The organism is Pseudomonas sp. stari2, assembly GCF_040760005.1.
GTDB lineage: Bacteria > Pseudomonadota > Gammaproteobacteria > Pseudomonadales > Pseudomonadaceae > Aquipseudomonas.
Window position 1 is genome coordinate 1789152 of record NZ_CP099760.1, and the last position, 15518, is coordinate 1804669.

At 62.0% G+C, this 15518-nt stretch carries 19 protein-coding genes; 11 read left to right on the forward strand and 8 right to left on the reverse strand.

The features are described 5' to 3' along the window. The first annotated feature begins 4 nt into the window (after positions 1–4). A complete protein-coding gene (locus tag NH234_RS08255; RefSeq protein WP_085710268.1) occupies positions 5–937 on the forward strand; it encodes a D-2-hydroxyacid dehydrogenase in 933 nt (310 codons plus the stop codon). 59 nt (positions 938–996) lie between these two features. On the opposite strand, the gene NH234_RS08260 is transcribed toward NH234_RS08255, so the two are convergent. Continuing rightward, on the reverse strand, positions 997–1590 hold the full coding sequence (locus NH234_RS08260) for a nitroreductase family protein (protein WP_007958056.1): 594 nt from the start codon (positions 1588–1590) through the stop codon (positions 997–999). Between the two features lie 282 nt (positions 1591–1872). Here NH234_RS08260 and NH234_RS08265 point away from each other — a divergent pair, with 282 nt between their 5' ends. Both NH234_RS08265 and NH234_RS08270 read left to right on the forward strand, forming a co-directional pair. Beyond that, on the forward strand, positions 1873–2322 hold the full coding sequence (locus tag NH234_RS08265; protein ID WP_003222605.1) for a YcgN family cysteine cluster protein: 450 nt from the start codon (positions 1873–1875) through the stop codon (positions 2320–2322). Positions 2323–2350: 28 nt separating this feature from the next. Next, positions 2351–3580, forward strand: coding sequence for a hypothetical protein (locus NH234_RS08270; protein WP_367256273.1), 1230 nt, complete (start codon positions 2351–2353; stop codon positions 3578–3580). 3 nt (positions 3581–3583) lie between these two features. On the opposite strand, the gene NH234_RS08275 is transcribed toward NH234_RS08270, so the two are convergent. The 4 genes from NH234_RS08275 to NH234_RS08290 all read right to left on the reverse strand — a co-directional run bounded on the left by NH234_RS08275 (position 3584) and on the right by NH234_RS08290 (position 5761). Continuing rightward, positions 3584–3961, reverse strand: a complete 378-nt coding sequence (locus tag NH234_RS08275) for a DUF2892 domain-containing protein (protein WP_085730024.1) — start codon at positions 3959–3961, stop codon at positions 3584–3586. Between the two features lie 81 nt (positions 3962–4042). Beyond that, a complete protein-coding gene (locus tag NH234_RS08280; protein ID WP_007958066.1) occupies positions 4043–4513 on the reverse strand; it encodes an RNA methyltransferase in 471 nt (156 codons plus the stop codon). Positions 4514–4653: 140 nt separating this feature from the next. Beyond that, the gene (locus NH234_RS08285; RefSeq protein WP_007944009.1) at positions 4654–5025 is read right to left on the reverse strand and encodes a YajD family HNH nuclease; all 372 of its coding nucleotides are present in this window, start codon (positions 5023–5025) and stop codon (positions 4654–4656) included. Between the two features lie 49 nt (positions 5026–5074). Further along, a complete protein-coding gene (locus NH234_RS08290) occupies positions 5075–5761 on the reverse strand; it encodes a hypothetical protein (protein WP_367256275.1) in 687 nt (228 codons plus the stop codon). A gap of 79 nt (positions 5762–5840) precedes the next feature. Here NH234_RS08290 and NH234_RS08295 point away from each other — a divergent pair, with 79 nt between their 5' ends. Further along, complete coding sequence (locus NH234_RS08295) at positions 5841–6125, forward strand: hypothetical protein (protein ID WP_085730027.1); 285 nt, start codon at positions 5841–5843, stop codon at positions 6123–6125. On the opposite strand, the gene NH234_RS08300 is transcribed toward NH234_RS08295, so the two are convergent. Continuing rightward, positions 6122–6595 (reverse strand): cyclic nucleotide-binding domain-containing protein, encoded by a 474-nt coding sequence (locus NH234_RS08300; RefSeq protein ID WP_085710279.1) that lies wholly within the window; start codon positions 6593–6595, stop codon positions 6122–6124. The genes NH234_RS08295 and NH234_RS08300 overlap by 4 nt on opposite strands. Positions 6596–6706: 111 nt before the next feature. Further along, positions 6707–8761: a S9 family peptidase gene (locus NH234_RS08305; RefSeq protein WP_367256276.1), complete on the reverse strand. Its 2055-nt coding sequence runs from the start codon at positions 8759–8761 to the stop codon at positions 6707–6709. Positions 8762–8860: 99 nt separating this feature from the next. On the opposite strand from NH234_RS08305, the gene NH234_RS08310 reads away from it, so the two are divergent. Genes NH234_RS08310 through NH234_RS08320 form a run of 3 tightly spaced genes read left to right on the forward strand, consistent with a single transcriptional unit; the run spans position 8861 to position 10711 of the window. Further along, entirely contained in the window at positions 8861–9361 is a 501-nt protein-coding gene (locus tag NH234_RS08310; protein WP_085730029.1) for an MFS transporter, read from the forward strand. 16 nt (positions 9362–9377) lie between these two features. Next, on the forward strand, positions 9378–10154 hold the full coding sequence (locus tag NH234_RS08315) for a class II glutamine amidotransferase (RefSeq protein ID WP_003222625.1): 777 nt from the start codon (positions 9378–9380) through the stop codon (positions 10152–10154). Between the two features lie 14 nt (positions 10155–10168). Next, on the forward strand, positions 10169–10711 hold the full coding sequence (locus tag NH234_RS08320; RefSeq protein ID WP_085710286.1) for a DUF2937 family protein: 543 nt from the start codon (positions 10169–10171) through the stop codon (positions 10709–10711). A 34-nt stretch (positions 10712–10745) separates the two neighbouring features. On the opposite strand, the gene NH234_RS08325 is transcribed toward NH234_RS08320, so the two are convergent. After that, positions 10746–11657, reverse strand: a complete 912-nt coding sequence (locus tag NH234_RS08325; protein ID WP_192553062.1) for a LysR family transcriptional regulator — start codon at positions 11655–11657, stop codon at positions 10746–10748. Between the two features lie 146 nt (positions 11658–11803). Here NH234_RS08325 and NH234_RS08330 point away from each other — a divergent pair, with 146 nt between their 5' ends. From NH234_RS08330 to NH234_RS08345, 4 genes are all read left to right on the forward strand, one after another. After that, a complete protein-coding gene (locus tag NH234_RS08330) occupies positions 11804–13090 on the forward strand; it encodes an MFS transporter (RefSeq protein WP_085730031.1) in 1287 nt (428 codons plus the stop codon). Between the two features lie 61 nt (positions 13091–13151). Then, complete coding sequence (locus NH234_RS08335) at positions 13152–13904, forward strand: 5-oxoprolinase subunit PxpA (protein ID WP_096819376.1); 753 nt, start codon at positions 13152–13154, stop codon at positions 13902–13904. Further along, complete coding sequence (pxpB, locus tag NH234_RS08340) at positions 13901–14605, forward strand: 5-oxoprolinase subunit PxpB (protein ID WP_367256278.1); 705 nt, start codon at positions 13901–13903, stop codon at positions 14603–14605. The genes NH234_RS08335 and pxpB overlap by 4 nt, the downstream gene beginning before the upstream one ends. After that, on the forward strand, positions 14602–15516 hold the full coding sequence (locus NH234_RS08345; RefSeq protein WP_085730034.1) for a biotin-dependent carboxyltransferase family protein: 915 nt from the start codon (positions 14602–14604) through the stop codon (positions 15514–15516). The genes pxpB and NH234_RS08345 overlap by 4 nt, the downstream gene beginning before the upstream one ends. Positions 15517–15518 lie beyond the last annotated feature (2 nt).

The following is a 15518-nucleotide window of genomic DNA, read 5'->3' on the forward strand; positions in this document are numbered from 1 at the left end:
GAAGATGCGCGTTCTGATTGCTGAACACGACCACGCGATATACGCCCGACTGCTGCGTCAGGCGGCCCCGGAGCTTGAAGTGCTGACCAGCGGTGACTCCGCCGAACTGGCTCGCCAGGCCGTCGATTGCCCGGTGTGGCTGGGGCAGCCGGATCTGCTGGCGACCCTGCTGCGTCAAGGCCACCAGCCACAATGGCTGCAATCGACCTGGGCCGGCATCACGCCGCTGCTGGCCGACGGCCTGCGCCGGGATTACCGCCTGACCCGGGCGGTCGGCATTTTCGGGCAGGTGATGGCCGAGTACGTGCTGACCTACATGCTCGGTCACGAGCGCGAAGTGCTGGCCCGGCTGGTGAGCCAGGTCGAGCGCAAGTGGGACAATCGCACCGGTCAGAGCCTGGTCGGGCGCAAGGTGCTGATCGTCGGCACCGGTGACATTGGCCAGAGCGTCGCGCAGTTTCTGCGGCCATTCGGCGTTGAGTTGTACGGCATCGCCAGCAGCGCCCGGGAGCAGGCGCCGTTTGTCGAAGTCGGTTCGATGGCGGACCTGCCACGGCTGGTGGGCGAAGTGGATTACGTGGTCAATCTGCTGCCCAACACCGAGCACACCCACGACATCTACGACGCGGCGCTGTTCAAGCAATTCAAGCCGACCGGATTGTTCATCAACGCCGGGCGCGGTGTGGCGGTAGTCGATGCGGATCTGGTGGAAGCGCTGAAGGAAGGCCATCTGGCCGGCGCGGTGATCGACGTCTGCCGCCAGGAACCACTGCCGCAACGTCATCCGTTCTGGACCGCCTGGGGTTTGCTGTTGACCGGGCACAGCTCGGCACCGACGTCGCCGCCGATGATGGTGCAGTTGTTTCTGGATAATTTGCGGGCGTATCAGGCGGGCGAAGCGTTGCGTGGGGAAGTGGATTTCGCGCGCGGTTACTGAGTTCTGAGAGATCGTTCCCACGTCGAACCGTCTGCGTGGGAACGATCAAACGATGTAGCTTAGAGGGTGAAATCGCCTTCAGCCGCCAGCTCGCTCAACGGACGACGCGGGCTCGGCGTTTCCCGCGCTTGCAGGTAATCCGCCAGGGTTGCCTTGTCACCCAGCTTGCCCACCGCGACGGCGGCGTGCAGCGCATAACCTTGCGGAATGTTCAGCTCTTTACGGGTCAGCTCCTGATCGAAGCCGGCCATGCCGTGGGTGTGCCAGCCGCTGAGGCTCGCTTGCAGCGCCAGATGACCCCACGCGGAACCGGTGTCAAAGGTGTGCCACAGCGCTGGCGTTTCTTCGGTCGCGCCCGGTGCGGTGAAGGTAGTTTTCGAAATCACGATCACCAGCGCCGACGCGTGCTGTGCCCAGCTGCGGTTGAATTCGTTGAGCAGGCCCAGATAACGCTCCCAGTTCGGCGTGTCGCGACGGGCGTAGAGAAAACGCCACGGCTGCGAGTTGTACGCCGACGGCGCCCAGCGCGCGGCTTCGAAAAAGCTCAGCAGGGTTTCCTCGGAAATCGCTTCGCCGGTAAAGGCGCGGGGCGACCAGCGATCGGTGAACTGCGGGTGAATGGCGTATTCGGCAACGCGAGGGTTGGCACTCATCGAGAGATTCCTTGCTACGTTTGAGGATAGGTTTGAAGCAAAACCCGGCGGGATCAGTTGGGCTGAACGATGGGGGCTGTATCTGAAGCCGTGCAGTTCACCGGAATGCAACGCGGTCGAGCGTTAATGGCACCCGGCCAGGGCTTCTTGAGAACGGCAAAGCTACTTGGCCGCGCAAAAACTGACAAGCCCTGCACAACCGGCAGTCGCCAGCGCTTGGCCCTCGGGGCCCTGGGCACTAGACTGGCGGCCTTTTCACCACCTGATGTTGATGCTTGAGCCATGGCCGCCAAAGTCGAACCGTTCTGGAAACGCAAAACCCTCGATCAACTGGATCATGAGGAATGGGAATCGCTGTGCGACGGATGTGGCCTGTGCTGCCTGCAGAAGCTCGAGGATGAAGAAGACAACAGCGTCTATTACACGCGTATCGCCTGCAAACTGCTGGATCTGAAAACCTGTCAGTGCAGCGATTACCCGAACCGCATCAAGTTTGTCCCGGACTGCATCCAGCTCACCCCGGGCCAGGCCGAAGAATTCAAATGGCTGCCGCCGACCTGCGGTTATCGACTGGTCAGCGAGGGCAAGGACCTGCCGTTGTGGCATCACCTGGTCTGCGGTGATCGCGACGCCGTGCACCACGAGCGGATTTCCCAGTCCGGGCGCATGCTCGCCGAAGGCAGCGTGCCGGAAGACGATTGGGAAGATCACCTGATTTTCCGGGCCGGATAAACCTTCACCGATTCACAAAGGAGTGTGCATGGCTTCGGGATTGCGTCAGGCACTGCTCACAGGATTGCTGGTATTGAGCGCGCCGGTGTGGGCTGCGAAAAAAGTCGATCTGGATTACCACGTGCGTCTGTTGCCGCAAAGCGATCAGGCGGAAGTGCGTCTGACCCTGGCCAAGGGCGAGGTCGTGCGCAGTCTGGACTTCGATCTCGGCGACGGCAGCCATTACAGCGACTTCAAGGCCGACGGCCAGTGGCAACTGACGACGGGCAAACCGGCGCGCGGGGTCTGGCACCCGACGGCGGACAAGGCCAGCCTGACCTACCGCGTGCGCATCAGCCACGGCCGCAAGAGCGGCAGCTTCGACACGCGCATGACCCCGACCTGGGCGTTGATGCGCGGCGATGAACTGGTACCCCCTGCGAAGCTTGATCAACAGGACGGCATCGAACTGGTCTCACGCCTGCAATTCGAACTGCCCGACGGCTGGAAAAGCGTCGAAACCGCCTGGCCGCGCATCGGCAAGAACAAATTCCGCATCGACAATCCGTCACGCCTGTTCGACCGACCCACGGGCTGGATGCTCGCCGGTCATCTCGGCAGCCGCCGCACACGATTGGGTGAAACCGAAGTGACGGTGGCCTCGCCCCAAGGCCAGGGCATGCGCCGGATGGACGTGCTGACTCTGCTGACATTCGTCTGGCCGCAGGTGCAAGCGGTGTATCCGCGCCATCCCGGCAAACTGCTGATTGTCGGTGCCAACGACCCGATGTGGCGCGGCAGCCTGGCGGCACGGGAGTCGATCTATCTCAACACGCGGTTGCCACTGGTCAGCGAGAGCGGCAGCAGCTCATTGGTCCGCGAGTTGGCGCAAGTGTTCGGGCTGATCAACGATGAGCAGCGCAGTGACTGGATCAAGGAAGGTTTCGCCGAGTATTACGCCGTCGAGCTGGTTCGCCGTGCTGGCGGTATGAGCGATGAGCGTTATCAGGCTTATCAGGTGAAACTGGCGAAAGACAGCCAGAAGGTGACGACGTTGCGCGGCGAGCAGATCAGCCCGGCGCAGGTCTCCAAAGCGGTTCAGCTGTTACAGGAACTGGATCGCGAGATCCGTCTGAAGACCCGCAACAAACGGTCGCTGGATGATGTGCTGCGCGGAGCGATGCATCTGGGGACGGTGGATACCAAGGCGTTTGTACAACTCGCCGAAAGTGTCATCGGCGAGTCGTCCAAGGTGCTTGATACCGGATTGATTCAGTAGCGATCAGACCCCGGCTTTGGGCGACTTCACCGAATCATTGCCGGTCACGGTGGCGGTTTTGGTCGCCGCTTCGGCATTGGCTTTGAGCTTGTTCAGCTCTTCACCGGCGCGCTCGATCTTCGTGCGCACGTTGTTCATGTCCTGACGGCTTTTCTCCAGCAGGCTTTTCACCGAACTGTGCCCGGTGATGCCACGGGCCATGGCCACGCCGCCAATCGCCACCTGAATCAGACCGAACACGCCGCCACGGCGCAGGCCCTTGCCGACCATGATCACGCCGCCGGCCAGCGAGCCGATGCGCTCCCAGCCTTCAACGTTCTGTTCGGAACGGGTCTGGAACGGGGTGGATTCGATACGCTCGACGCGTTTGAGCTCGGTCATGATCTTTCTCCAGGCAATGAGTAGTCGATAAACAAGCTGACTGCCGGGGCGGTCAGCTTGTTCCATCGGATGTGCGGCGGTTCAGCGAAATTTCGGCCCGGAGCGAGTGTTCAGCCCTTTGGCCATGCGGTCGTAAAGCACGACGTTGACCGTGGCGGCGAGGTTCATGCAACCGGTGGTCGGGATGTACACGACGTCTTCGCACCAATCGCGGATCTCTTGATCCAGCGAGCCGTCTTCGGGGCCGAAGATGTACAGAGCGCGATCAGGGTGGGTGTATTCCGGCAACGGGCGGGCGCCGTCGACCAGTTCCACGGCAACGGGGACGCAATTGAGCGGCAGGATCTTTTTCAGGTCGTCGATGCCGATCAGCGGAATGTCGTAGTGCACGCGCTTGGTGTCGGTGACGAAATCGGCGGCGCGCTCATAGCGCTTGCCGGTGTAGAACACGGTCGACACGCCGTAGCAGCCTGCGGCGCGCATCACCGAACCGACGTTTTCCGGTGATTTGGGGTTATACAAACCAATGCAGCTGTACCGTTTGTCTGCCACGAGCGGGGTGCCTTCGGGAAAAAGAGGGCGATTATACGGGGATTGGGGGAGGGCGGGCAGATTCAGGATCTGCGGTGACTTATGTGCTCGTTCCCACGCGGGCAGTTCGACGCCTCGACGTGGGAACGATCATGGCTGGCTCAGTCTTCTTTTTTCATGAGGCCGGCCAGTGCCGCAAACGGGTTATGCGTGGCCTTGGCGATTTTCGGCGTGCTCAGGGAGCCTTCGCCAAAATACTGCTGGTCGGTGTAGCGCGAGTGTTCGTTGTCGTGGCAGTACAGGCACAGCAGTTCCCAGTTGGAACCGTCCTGCGGGTTGTTGTCGTGGTTGTGGTCGCGGTGATGTACGGTCAGCTCGCTCAGGCGTTTGCCGGAAAACTCACGGGCGCAGCGGCCACACACGTGCGGGTACATCTTCAGGGCCTTGTCGCGGTAGCCCATTTCCTTGTCGCGCTGGTTATCGGCAAGGATGCGATCCAGCTTCGAAGTGTTGGTCGGGGTGGACGAACTCATGGGTTCACCTTTGTAGAAAGACTAATGACGGTTATGACGCAAGTTTAGCTCAGCCCTTGAGCTTCTCGGCAATCCAGATCGTGTGGCGGGTGCCCTTGTTGCCGTGGGCGAAAACCTGCACTTCCTCGGCCTTGAAACCGGCCTTCTTCAAATTGTCGGAAAACTGCCGGTCAGCGCTGGCGGACCATACCGCCAGCACGCCTTTGGGCCGCATCGCCCTGGCGCAAGCAGCGAGGCCGGCGGCGGAATACAGCCAGCTGTTGGCACGTTGGGTCAGGCCTTCGGGGCCGTTGTCGACGTCGAGCATGATCGCGTCGAAGCCGTTCGGCTCGCTTTGCAGCACCTTGGCCACGTCTTCCTGGCGGATCACCGTGCGTGAGTCGAGCAGCGGGCGTCCGGACTTTTCACCGAGCGGGCCACGGTTCCATTCAACGACGCCGGGCACCAGTTCGGCGACCACCACTTCGGCGCTCTTGCCCAGATGCTTGAGCGCGGAGGCGAGGGTGAAGCCCATGCCCAGACCGCCGATCAGCACGCGCGAGCCCGGTCGGCCGGCGACCCTGCGGCACGGAATCTCGGCCAGTGCATCTTCAGAACCGTGCATGCGGGTGTTCATCAATTGCCCGCCGTCGCCGCCCTGGATCTTGATGACAAAGTCCTCGCCATACTCGAACAGGCACAGGGCGCCGCCGTTGTCAGGGATCGGCGTGGTGTCGAGCAGAACGAAACGTTTCATGGAAATCTCTACAGGGGGGAAGGCAAGCAGGCGCGTTGGGAGTAGCCTGAACACAGACTTCAGGCCAACGGAGCCCTTGATGAAGCGCACCATTCTAACGGTCATTACCCTGGCCGCGCTCTCGATTACTGCAGTGCAGGCCCAACAGACGATTCCCGTCAGCCCGACGCCGCAACCGGGTTCGCCCGGCACTGCGACGCCAACCCCGTATCCGCAAATCAGTCCGGTACCGATTCCCAAGACAGGTTCCGGCAGTGGCGGGCCACCGCTGGTGCCGATCGAGATGCCCAGCCCGCCGTCCAAGGATCAGCCGGTGCCGGGTCTCGAACCCAGCGACGGCAAAGCCAAATCCCCCGGCGGCTAGATCTGCTGCGCCGCCAGTTGGCCGTCGGCCATACGCAGGCGTTTGGACAGGGAGACGGCGAGGGCGCGGATGATCTTGGCGGCGATCTTCGGCGCGTCGTTGAGCATTTTTTCCAGTGAATCCTTGCCCAGGTTGAGCAACTGACAGTTGCTCGCCGCCACGCAAGTCGCCGAGCGGCGTTCGCCATCGAGCACGGCCATTTCACCGAAGGCCCGGCCGCTGCGCAGGGTGGCCATGGTGATGACCTGGCCGTCAGCCCCGGTCTTCTGCACGGCCACCTGGCCGGTGTGGATGATGCACATGAAGCTGCCGGCATCGCCTTCGCGGAAGATCGCTTCGCCTTCAGCTACGGTGCTGATGCTGAAGTAGCCCGAAGCGGCGGCGAAATCCGCCAGTTGCAATTGATCGAACAGGCCGCAGTCCATCAGCCAGTCGCGGATTTCGTTGTTCAGTAGAGTTGGTTCTGACATGTCGTGCGGTCTTTTTTGTTTTGTGTCGGGTGGCAGGCTCGCCACCGGGGGCCGATCTGCTTATCGGCTCCCGGTGCCCGGAATTAAGACCTGACTGACCGGCGGAGTTCCTCAGGCAATGCCCAGAACCTTGAAAACAAATGCGTATTCGAGGGCTACGTCACGTAATCCCTGATAACGCCCGCTCATCCCGCCATGGCCGGCGCCCAGTTCGGTCTTGAGCAGCAGCGGGTTGTTGTCGGTCTTGGTTGCGCGCAGTTTCGCCACCCACTTGGCCGCTTCCCAGTACTGCACCCGGCTGTCGTTGTAGCCGGCGATCACCAGCGTCGCGGGATACGCCTGCGCAGTAACGTTTTCGTACGGCGCGTAGGTCTTGATTCGCTCGTAAACGTCCGGCTCTTCGGGGTTACCCCACTCGTCGTACTCTGTGACGGTCAGCGGCAGATCCGGATCGAGCATGGTGTTGAGCACATCGACGAACGGCACTTCGGCAATCGCCACACCGAACAGCTCCGGGCGCTGGTTGAGCACTGCACCGATCAGTAAACCGCCGGCGCTGCCGCCGCTGATCGCCAGTTGCGGCGCGGTCGTGATGCCGTTGAGGATCAAGAACTCGGCGCAGGCAATGAAGTCGCTGAAGGTGTTTTGCTTTTGCTCCTGCTTGCCAGCGCGGTACCAGGCTTCGCCCAGCTCACCGCCGCCGCGCACGTGGGCGATGGCGAACGCCATGCCGCGATCCAGCAGGCTCAGGCGAGCATGGGAGAACCACGGATCGAGGCTCGAACCATAGGCGCCGTAACCGTAGAGGTACAGCGGCACCGGTTTGCCGAGCATTTCGCGTTTCATCACCAGACTGATCGGCACCAGCGTGCCGTCCGGAGCCGTGGCCCACAGGCGCTGGCTGACGTAGGCGTCGGCGTCGAACGGGCCGAGCACCGGGGTTTCCTTGAGAACTTCCTGTTCGCCGGTGGCGAGGATCAGTTGCCGAACCTGGGCCGGGCGATTCAGCGCTTCATAGCGCAGGCGAATGCGGTCGCTTTCGAATTCCAGGCTGTTTTGCACATAGAGGCTGTAGGCCGCGTCCGGCAATTGCACGCGATAAGGCGCCAGACCATGTGGGCGCACTTCGATGATCGGCAGTCCACCTTCGCGCAGGCTCAGGGTCAGGGCTTCGGCGTTGAGGGTCACGCCATCGAGCATCACCGAATCACTGTGGGGAATCAGGTTCTGCCAGTCGGCTTCGCTCGGCGCGATGCCGGTGTCCGGCGCCTGATACAGCGCGAAGTTGATGCCGTCGCGGTTGGTGCGGATGAACCAGGTCCATTCGCCGTCGAGTTTGCCGTGGTCGACATCGTATTCGTGATCCTCGACCCGTGGCGCCAGGCAGGTGAACGGCTGGTGCGGCTGATTGGCGTCCAGCGCCCAGACTTCGCTGGTGGTCTTGCTGCCCAGGGACAGCAGCAATTGCTGTTCGGAACTGGCGCGATAGCAATGCAGGAAGAAACGACCGTCCGGCTCGTGGAACACCTCTTCGGCGGCGGTGCCGTCGAGGCGGTAGCGGAACAGTTTATGCGGGCGATGGGTGTCGTCGAGCACGCCGAAGAACAGTGTCAGGCTGTCGTTGGCCCAGGTCATGCTGCCGTCGCAGTCCTGGAATTCCAGTTCGCTGACACGTTCGCTGGATAATTCCTTCACGAACAGCGTGTAAATCTCGTCGCCCGAGGCATCGACGCTGTAGGCCAGGCGCTGGTGATCCGGGCTGATGCTGAATGCGCCGAGGGAGAAAAAGCCGCCATTGGCCAGAGCGTTCGGGTCGAGCAGCAGCTGTTCGCGGCTTTCGTCAAGGGTCAGGCTGTCGTCGGCCGGACGCGGGCAGCGGTAGTGGCGGGGGTATTCGTCACCTGCGGTGGTGCGGGTGTAATACAGATACGGGCCCCACGGCGACGGCAGGGACAGATCGGTTTCGAGGATCCGGCCCTTGATCTCTTCGAACAGGGTTTCACGCAGCTCTGCCTGATCGGCGGTCTGCGCCTGCTGATAGTCGTTTTCGGCCTTGAGGTAGTCGAGCACCGCGTCGGTGTCGCGTTCCTGCAGCCAGGCATACGGGTCGTGACCGGCATCCTTGCGGGCAATCGGGGCGCTGGTGACGTTGGCGGATACGGGCATGGAGGGCTCTCGAACATTACAAATGAGGACCGCACGGACGGCGGGGAAGCCTGATGTGCGAAAAGTCGTTACTATAAGCGCCTCTTTGCCTGCCTTGCCATGGACACCATGACCGAGAACGACTATCTGATCGCCTGGGGCCTTTACGCCTTTGCCGCCGTGGGCTGCCTGCTGGTGTGGATGCGCCTGACCCGCTGGATGTGGCGCTGGTTGCGCGAGCCGCTGCGTGTATTGATGGCGGTGTTGCTGTTCAGCCCGACCATCATTGACCCGGTGAAGGAAAAATTCGCCCCGGCCATCGCCATCACTGTGCTGGATCTGGCGTTCAAGGTCGGCAACAACGCCTGGCGCGCGATTTCCGAACTGCTCATGTACGCCATGATCGCGTTCGGCCTGTACCTGATTTTCGTGCTGATCCGCTTTCCGATCGAGCGCGCTTCGAACGCTCGCAAGGAGCAGGCCGAAGTCGCTCGCGCAGCCGCCCGTGCCGAAGACGAGCGTGACGGCGATCAACCGTTCGGCGGCGCCGGCGACGATCGTTACGGCCGCCCACCGCTGCCGAGCAATCCGCAGCGCGGGCGCGTCGAGCCGCGTCTGTAATCACGAGAGCCCGCACATGTGTGAACTATTGGGCATGAGCGCCAACGTGCCGACCGATATCGTGTTCAGCTTCACCGGGCTGATGCAGCGCGGCGGTCGCACCGGTCCGCACCGCGATGGCTGGGGTATCGCCTTCTATGAAGGTCGCGGGTTGCGGCTGTTTCAGGACCCGGCGGCCAGCTGCGAGTCGGAAGTCGCCAATCTGGTGCAGCGTTATCCGATCAAGAGCGAAGTGGTCATCGGCCATATCCGTCAGGCCAACGTCGGCAAGGTCTGCCTGTCCAACACCCACCCGTTCGTCCGCGAACTGTGGGGACGCAACTGGTGCTTCGCGCACAACGGCCAGCTCGCCGATTTCACCCCGATCAAGAGTTTCTACCGCCCGGTCGGCGATACCGACAGCGAGGCGGCGTTCTGCGATTTGCTCAACCGCGTACGTGCAGCGTTTCCGGAACCGGTCGATATAGAAGTGCTGCTGCCGGATCTGGTCGCGGCCTGCGCCGAGTACCGCAGCAAAGGCGTGTTCAATTGCCTGCTCAGCGACGGCGACTGGCTCTTCTGCTATTGCTCGACCAAACTGGCACAGATCACCCGTCGCGCACCGTTCGGCCCGGCGCGGCTCAAGGATGTCGATGTGATCGTCGATTTCCAGGCCGAAACCACGCCAAACGACGTGGTCACGGTGATTGCCACCGAACCCTTGACCGAAAACGAAACCTGGACCCGCTACGAACCGGGCCAATGGAGCCTGTGGCGACGCGGCGAATGCGTCAGCCAGGGCACGACCGAATAAAGGATCTATCCTCGATGTTGCTCAGTTATCTACGGCTGGTGTTGTTTGCGGCGGGCCTGTTGATCGGTGTCCAGGTGCCGGGGTTCATCAACGATTACGCCAAGCGGGTCGAAGCGCATCTGATCGAAGCACAGACCGGTCTGCGCGGCTTCCAGGGCACAGCCGAGCAATTCTTCAAGGGTGATCTGCAGGCACTGGTCGCTCACTATCGTGCCAGCGAGGACCCGGTGTTTCGCAGCGATGCGGACAGCCTGAGCACCTTGCTCAACCGTCAACTGGCGCTGGACAAGCAATTCCAGGCGATGCAGGGCCCGTGGTACATCCGCTTCCTGCAAGTGGTGCTGGCCGCCGATCCGGATATCCGCAAGGAAACCTGGAACGGCTACAGCTACCAGATTCTGCTGACACCGGAAGCAATGATCTGGGGCATGAGCGGTGCGCTGCTGCTATCGTTCGGCCTCGAATGCCTGTTCCGTCTGATTGACTGGGTGGTGCTGGGTGGCAAGCGCCTGCGCCAGAGCCGGCCGATCGAAGACCGGGATGTGCGCGGGCTGTAAACCTCGATGCATCGTTCCCACGCCGTGGGAACGATCAGCTCAGAACGATGTAATCCGTGCCCACCTTGCGCGCGTACCCCTCCAGCACCTGCTGACACAGCGTCACAATCTCTTCGACCCATTCCACACCCACCCGCCACGACACCACTACTTGTAGGGCGGGTGGCCGTTGGTCGATGTCGAGCAGGGTCAGTTCGCCCCGCGCCAGTTCCTCGGCCACCAACACTGGCGGCAGTGCGCCAATGCCGAATCCGTCGCGCAGCAGCCGGGTGATCGCCGACACCGAGTTCACACAGTTCAAGCGTGGCGCCAGCACGCCCTGGGCCTGCATCAGCGCCAGAATGTCCTGATGCGGCCGGGAGTTTTTCGAGTAGGTGATGATCCGTTCCTGCGCCAGGTCGGCGAGGCTTTGGTAGTCGCGGTTGTAGATCGAATTGCTGGCGACGATCCAGCCGATAGGGTGGCTGGCCAGTTCCAGACTGCGCACGCTTTCATGGCGCACCAGATCGGTTTGCAGGATCAGGTCGAGAAACCCTTTTTGCAGCTGATCGCAGAGGTTCAGCGAGGTATCCGCCACCAGCTCGATTTCCACCCGGGGATACAGATCGGTCATCTGCGCCACCAACGGGCTGAGCCAGGTGTGAATCACCGTGTCCATTACCCCGATGCGAACCCGGCCGACCTTGCTCGATCGGGTCTCGATCGACTGCTTCAGCGCCTGCATCGTATCGAGCATCTGCTCGGCATAGTCCAGCACTTTCAGGCCTTCCGGCGTCAGGCTCACACCGCGTGAATCGCGCACAAACAGCTTTACTCCAAGCTCGCCTTCGAGCACCGCGATCCGGCTGGAGATCGAAGCCTGAGTGGTGAACAGCTTGTCGGCGGTCAGGCGAAAACTCTTCAGCCGGGCGACCCAGACAAAGGTCTCGAGAAACTTCAGGTTCATGGCAACAAATTTTTCTTATGTCTTGGGCGGGTTTTTATTCGTTGGACGCGACCGGGTGACGCACCCAAGAATCGACGCATCCGGTTCCCACGATAGGCGTCGTCGGAGCTTCGAACAAGACCAATAAAAGCCTGCGGAGACATGCCATGAGTGCGCCCGACACCCTCGACCTCCCCAAGACCACGGCCCGTCCCGGCCCGTTCGACTGGTATCGCAACATCAATCAGCAGGAGCGCCGGACGTTCTGGAGCTGCAAGATCGGCTACGGTCTGGACGGCATGGACACCCAGATGCTCAGCTTCGTGGTGCCGACCCTGATCGCGATGTGGGGCATCACCACCGGAGAAGCCGGGCTGATTCACACCAGCACGCTGATCGCTTCGGCCATCGGTGGTTGGGTGGCGGGTATTCTCTCCGACCGCATCGGCCGCGTACGCACCCTGCAACTGACGGTGCTGTGGTTCGCCTTCTTCACTTTCCTCTGCGGTTTCGCCCAGAACTACGAACAACTGCTGATCGCCCGCACCCTGATGGGCTTCGGTTTCGGCGGCGAATGGACCGCCGGCGCGGTGCTGATCGGTGAAGTGATCCGCGCCAAGGATCGCGGCAAAGCGGTGGGCATGGTGCAATCCGGCTGGGCACTCGGTTGGGGGCTGACGGCAATTCTCTATGCGCTGCTGTTCTCGGTGCTGCCACCGGAAGATGCCTGGCGCGCACTGTTCATCCTCGGCATCGTGCCGGCGGTGTTCGTGATTTTCGTCCGCCGTCTGGTGAAAGATCCCGAGATCTACCGCGAAGCCAAGGCCAAGCAAACTCCGGAAAGCCCGTCGAAGTTCTACGAGATCTTCGCCCCCGGCATGCTCTTCACCACGTTCCGCGCTTCCTTGCTGACCACGGGTGCCCTCGGCGGCTACTACGCAATCACCTCCTGGCTGCCGACCTTTCTGAAAAACGAACGCGGCTTGAGCGTACTCGGCACCGGCGGTTATCTGGCGATGGTGATCATCGGTTCCTACGCCGGTTATGTGATCAGTGCCTATTTGACCGACCTGCTGGGGCGCAAGAAGAACTTCATCCTGTTCGCAGTCGGCTCGTTCACCATCGTTCTGCTCTACACCCAGTTGCCGGTCAGCAATGGCGTGATGTTGTGGCTGGGTTTCCCGCTGGGATTCTTCGCTTCGGGGATTTTCAGCGGCATGGGTGCGTTTCTGACAGAGCTGTTCCCGACACGGATTCGCGGCTCGGGGCAGGGCTTTTGCTACAACATCGGCCGGGCGCTGGCGGCATTGTTCCCGCTGCTGATCGGGTTGCTCAGCCAGAAAGTACCGCTGAGTGTAGGCATTGGTGCCTTCGCAGCAGTGTCCTACGGCGTGGTGATCCTGGCGGCGCTGAGCTTGCCGGAAACCCGTGGCAAGCAACTGGACGCGCAGTAACTGATAACCTGCGACAACTGTCCTACAGCACAAAAAGATAACAGCTACAGGAGTGTTCACCGTGAGCCGCCTGCTATTGAACTGCGACATCGGCGAGAGCTTCGGCAACTGGACCATGGGTCTGGACGCGGAAGTCATGCCCTTCATCGATTGCGCCAACATTGCCTGCGGTTTCCACGCCGGCGACCCGAGCATCATGCGCAAGACCGTCAGCCTGGCGCTGAGCCACGGCGTGCAGATCGGCGCGCATCCGGCCTATCAGGATCTGGTGGGGTTCGGCCGACGTTCCATGGCTTACACCGCCCAGGAACTGCAAGACATCCTGCATTACCAGATCGGCGCCCTCGACGGTATTTGCCGTGCCCAGGGTGGCAAAGTCAGCTACGTCAAACCCCACGGCGCGATGTACAACGACATGATGGCCAACCCGGCGCAGTTGCGGGCGGTGATTCAGGCTGTCGCGGCTTACGACCGCAGTTTGCCGCTGATGCTGATGGCCACCCGCGACAACACGGCCGCGCAACAACTCGGCGACGAATATGGCGTGACCTTGTGGTTCGAAGCCTTCGCCGACCGCGCCTACGACAGCGCCGGCCGACTGGTGTCGCGACAACTGCCGGGCGCGGTGCATCACGACGCCGAAACCATCATCGGGCAAGCACTGACCATCGCCCGTGGCGACAACCTCACCGCCAGCGACGGCAGCGCGCTGCACCTGCAAGCCAACACTTTGTGTGTACACGGCGACAACGCCAGCTCAGTGGCAGCCGTGCAACGCATTCGTCAGGCGCTGAACGAGCAGAGCGCGCCATGAATCCGCGGGTGGAAGTGGTGGCACTGGATTGCCTGATGCTGCGCCTGTTCGATGAAATCGCGGAAGCCAACATGCCGTGGATGCTCGCCGCCAGCGAGCGGTTGCGCACGGTGTTTGGCGCGCAGTTGATCGATCTGGTGCCGTCGTACACCACATTGATGGTGCATTACGATCTGACCGAATTGAATCCGAGTCAGGCCCGGGAGCTGATTGCCGAAGCACTGATCGACCTGTCGCCGAATGCACGAACCGGTGGCCAGTGCCATGTGCTGCCGGTGTGGTACGACCTGAGTGTCGGTCCGGAACTGAGCCTGCTGTCACAGCGCAGCGGCTTGTCTGTAGAAGAAGTGATCCGCCTTCACAGTGCTCGCGAATATCAAGTGTTCGCGCTTGGTTTCGCGCCGGGGTTCGCTTTCATGGGACTGGTGGAAGAAGTGCTGGCAGCTCCGCGCCTGAATACCCCACGCAAGAAAGTCGCCGCCGGCAGCGTCGGTATCGCCGAGCGGCAGACCGCAGCGTATCCGGTGGCCTCTCCGGGTGGCTGGAACCTGATCGGTCGCACGCCGGCAAAACTGTTCGACCGTGAACGCGATGGCTACAGCCTCATGCAGCCCGGCGATACCGTGCGTTTCGAAGCGGTAAGCCATGCAGAATTCATCAACCTCGGCGGTGATGACACACCTTTGGAGGCGTTGTCATGAGCCGACTGACGATTGAAGCAAGTACGCCGCTGTGCCTGTTGCAGGACGCCGGGCGGTTTGGCGTGCGCCATCTGGGCGTGACCCAGGGCGGCGCGGCGGACTGGCGGTCGATGGCCTGGGCCAACTGGCTGCTGGGCAATGGCCTGGATCTGCCGGTGATCGAAATCACCCTCGGCGGGTTTGCGGTAGTGGCGCAAGAGGATTGTCTGCTGGCGCTGGCCGGTGCCGATCTGGGCGCGCAGATTGACGGTGAGGCGCTGGCGCCGTGGCGCAGTTTCAAGCTGCATAAAGGGCAGACCTTGAAGCTCACCCAGCCGTTGCTGGGGGCTCGGGTCTATCTGGCGGCTCCCGGCGGTTTCAGCGCGCCGAAAGTGCTGGGCAGCAGTGCCACGGTGGTGCGCGAGGAACTCGGTGGTCTCGATGGTTTTGGTTTGCCATTGGCCAAGGGCGCATGCCTGAGTTATCAGGGCGAAACCCTGTTGGTGCGTGAGGTCCCGGCACAACATCGGCCAGACCTGCGGCTAGACGCGCCGCTCGATCTGGTGCTCGGCGCGCAGATCGGTCAGTTCAGCGGGCAGAGCCTGTTCGATGCGTTCAACAGTCATTGGACGCTGGACAGTCGTGCCGACCGCATGGGCATTCGTCTGTTGGGGACGGCGTTGCAGTATCAGGGCCAGCCGATGATTTCCGAAGGCATCCCGTTGGGCGCGGTGCAGGTGCCGCCGGACGGGCAGCCGATCGTGTTGCTCAATGATCGGCAGACCATTGGCGGGTATCCGCGATTGGGAGCGTTGACGCCGTTGGCGCTGGCCCGCCTGGCGCAGTATCTGCCGGGGGCGAAGGTCAGATTGCGCCCGGTGGTGCAGGACGTCGCGCACCGGGAGCATGTCGAGTATCTGAAGCGCTTTTGATC

Excerpts from the sequence above, each read along its gene's own strand:
- NH234_RS08265 (WP_003222605.1), top strand. The coding sequence starts at position 1,873 with ATGGCCGCCAAAGTCGAACCGTTCTGGAAACGCAAAACCCTCGATCAA.
- NH234_RS08330 (WP_085730031.1), top strand. The coding sequence starts at position 11,804 with ATGAGTGCGCCCGACACCCTCGACCTCCCCAAGACCACGGCCCGTCCC.
- NH234_RS08300 (WP_085710279.1), bottom strand. The coding sequence starts at position 6,595 with ATGTCAGAACCAACTCTACTGAACAACGAAATCCGCGACTGGCTGATG.
- NH234_RS08275 (WP_085730024.1), bottom strand. The coding sequence starts at position 3,961 with ATGACCGAGCTCAAACGCGTCGAGCGTATCGAATCCACCCCGTTCCAG.
- NH234_RS08325 (WP_192553062.1), bottom strand. The coding sequence starts at position 11,657 with ATGAACCTGAAGTTTCTCGAGACCTTTGTCTGGGTCGCCCGGCTGAAG.
- NH234_RS08290 (WP_367256275.1), bottom strand. The coding sequence starts at position 5,761 with ATGAAACGTTTCGTTCTGCTCGACACCACGCCGATCCCTGACAACGGC.
- NH234_RS08285 (WP_007944009.1), bottom strand. The coding sequence starts at position 5,025 with ATGAGTTCGTCCACCCCGACCAACACTTCGAAGCTGGATCGCATCCTT.
- NH234_RS08310 (WP_085730029.1), top strand. The coding sequence starts at position 8,861 with ATGGACACCATGACCGAGAACGACTATCTGATCGCCTGGGGCCTTTAC.
- NH234_RS08260 (WP_007958056.1), bottom strand. The coding sequence starts at position 1,590 with ATGAGTGCCAACCCTCGCGTTGCCGAATACGCCATTCACCCGCAGTTC.
- NH234_RS08270 (WP_367256273.1), top strand. The coding sequence starts at position 2,351 with ATGGCTTCGGGATTGCGTCAGGCACTGCTCACAGGATTGCTGGTATTG.
- NH234_RS08305 (WP_367256276.1), bottom strand. The coding sequence starts at position 8,761 with ATGCCCGTATCCGCCAACGTCACCAGCGCCCCGATTGCCCGCAAGGAT.
- NH234_RS08320 (WP_085710286.1), top strand. The coding sequence starts at position 10,169 with ATGTTGCTCAGTTATCTACGGCTGGTGTTGTTTGCGGCGGGCCTGTTG.
- NH234_RS08255 (WP_085710268.1), top strand. The coding sequence starts at position 5 with ATGCGCGTTCTGATTGCTGAACACGACCACGCGATATACGCCCGACTG.
- pxpB (WP_367256278.1), top strand. The coding sequence starts at position 13,901 with ATGAATCCGCGGGTGGAAGTGGTGGCACTGGATTGCCTGATGCTGCGC.
- NH234_RS08295 (WP_085730027.1), top strand. The coding sequence starts at position 5,841 with ATGAAGCGCACCATTCTAACGGTCATTACCCTGGCCGCGCTCTCGATT.
- NH234_RS08345 (WP_085730034.1), top strand. The coding sequence starts at position 14,602 with ATGAGCCGACTGACGATTGAAGCAAGTACGCCGCTGTGCCTGTTGCAG.
- NH234_RS08315 (WP_003222625.1), top strand. The coding sequence starts at position 9,378 with ATGTGTGAACTATTGGGCATGAGCGCCAACGTGCCGACCGATATCGTG.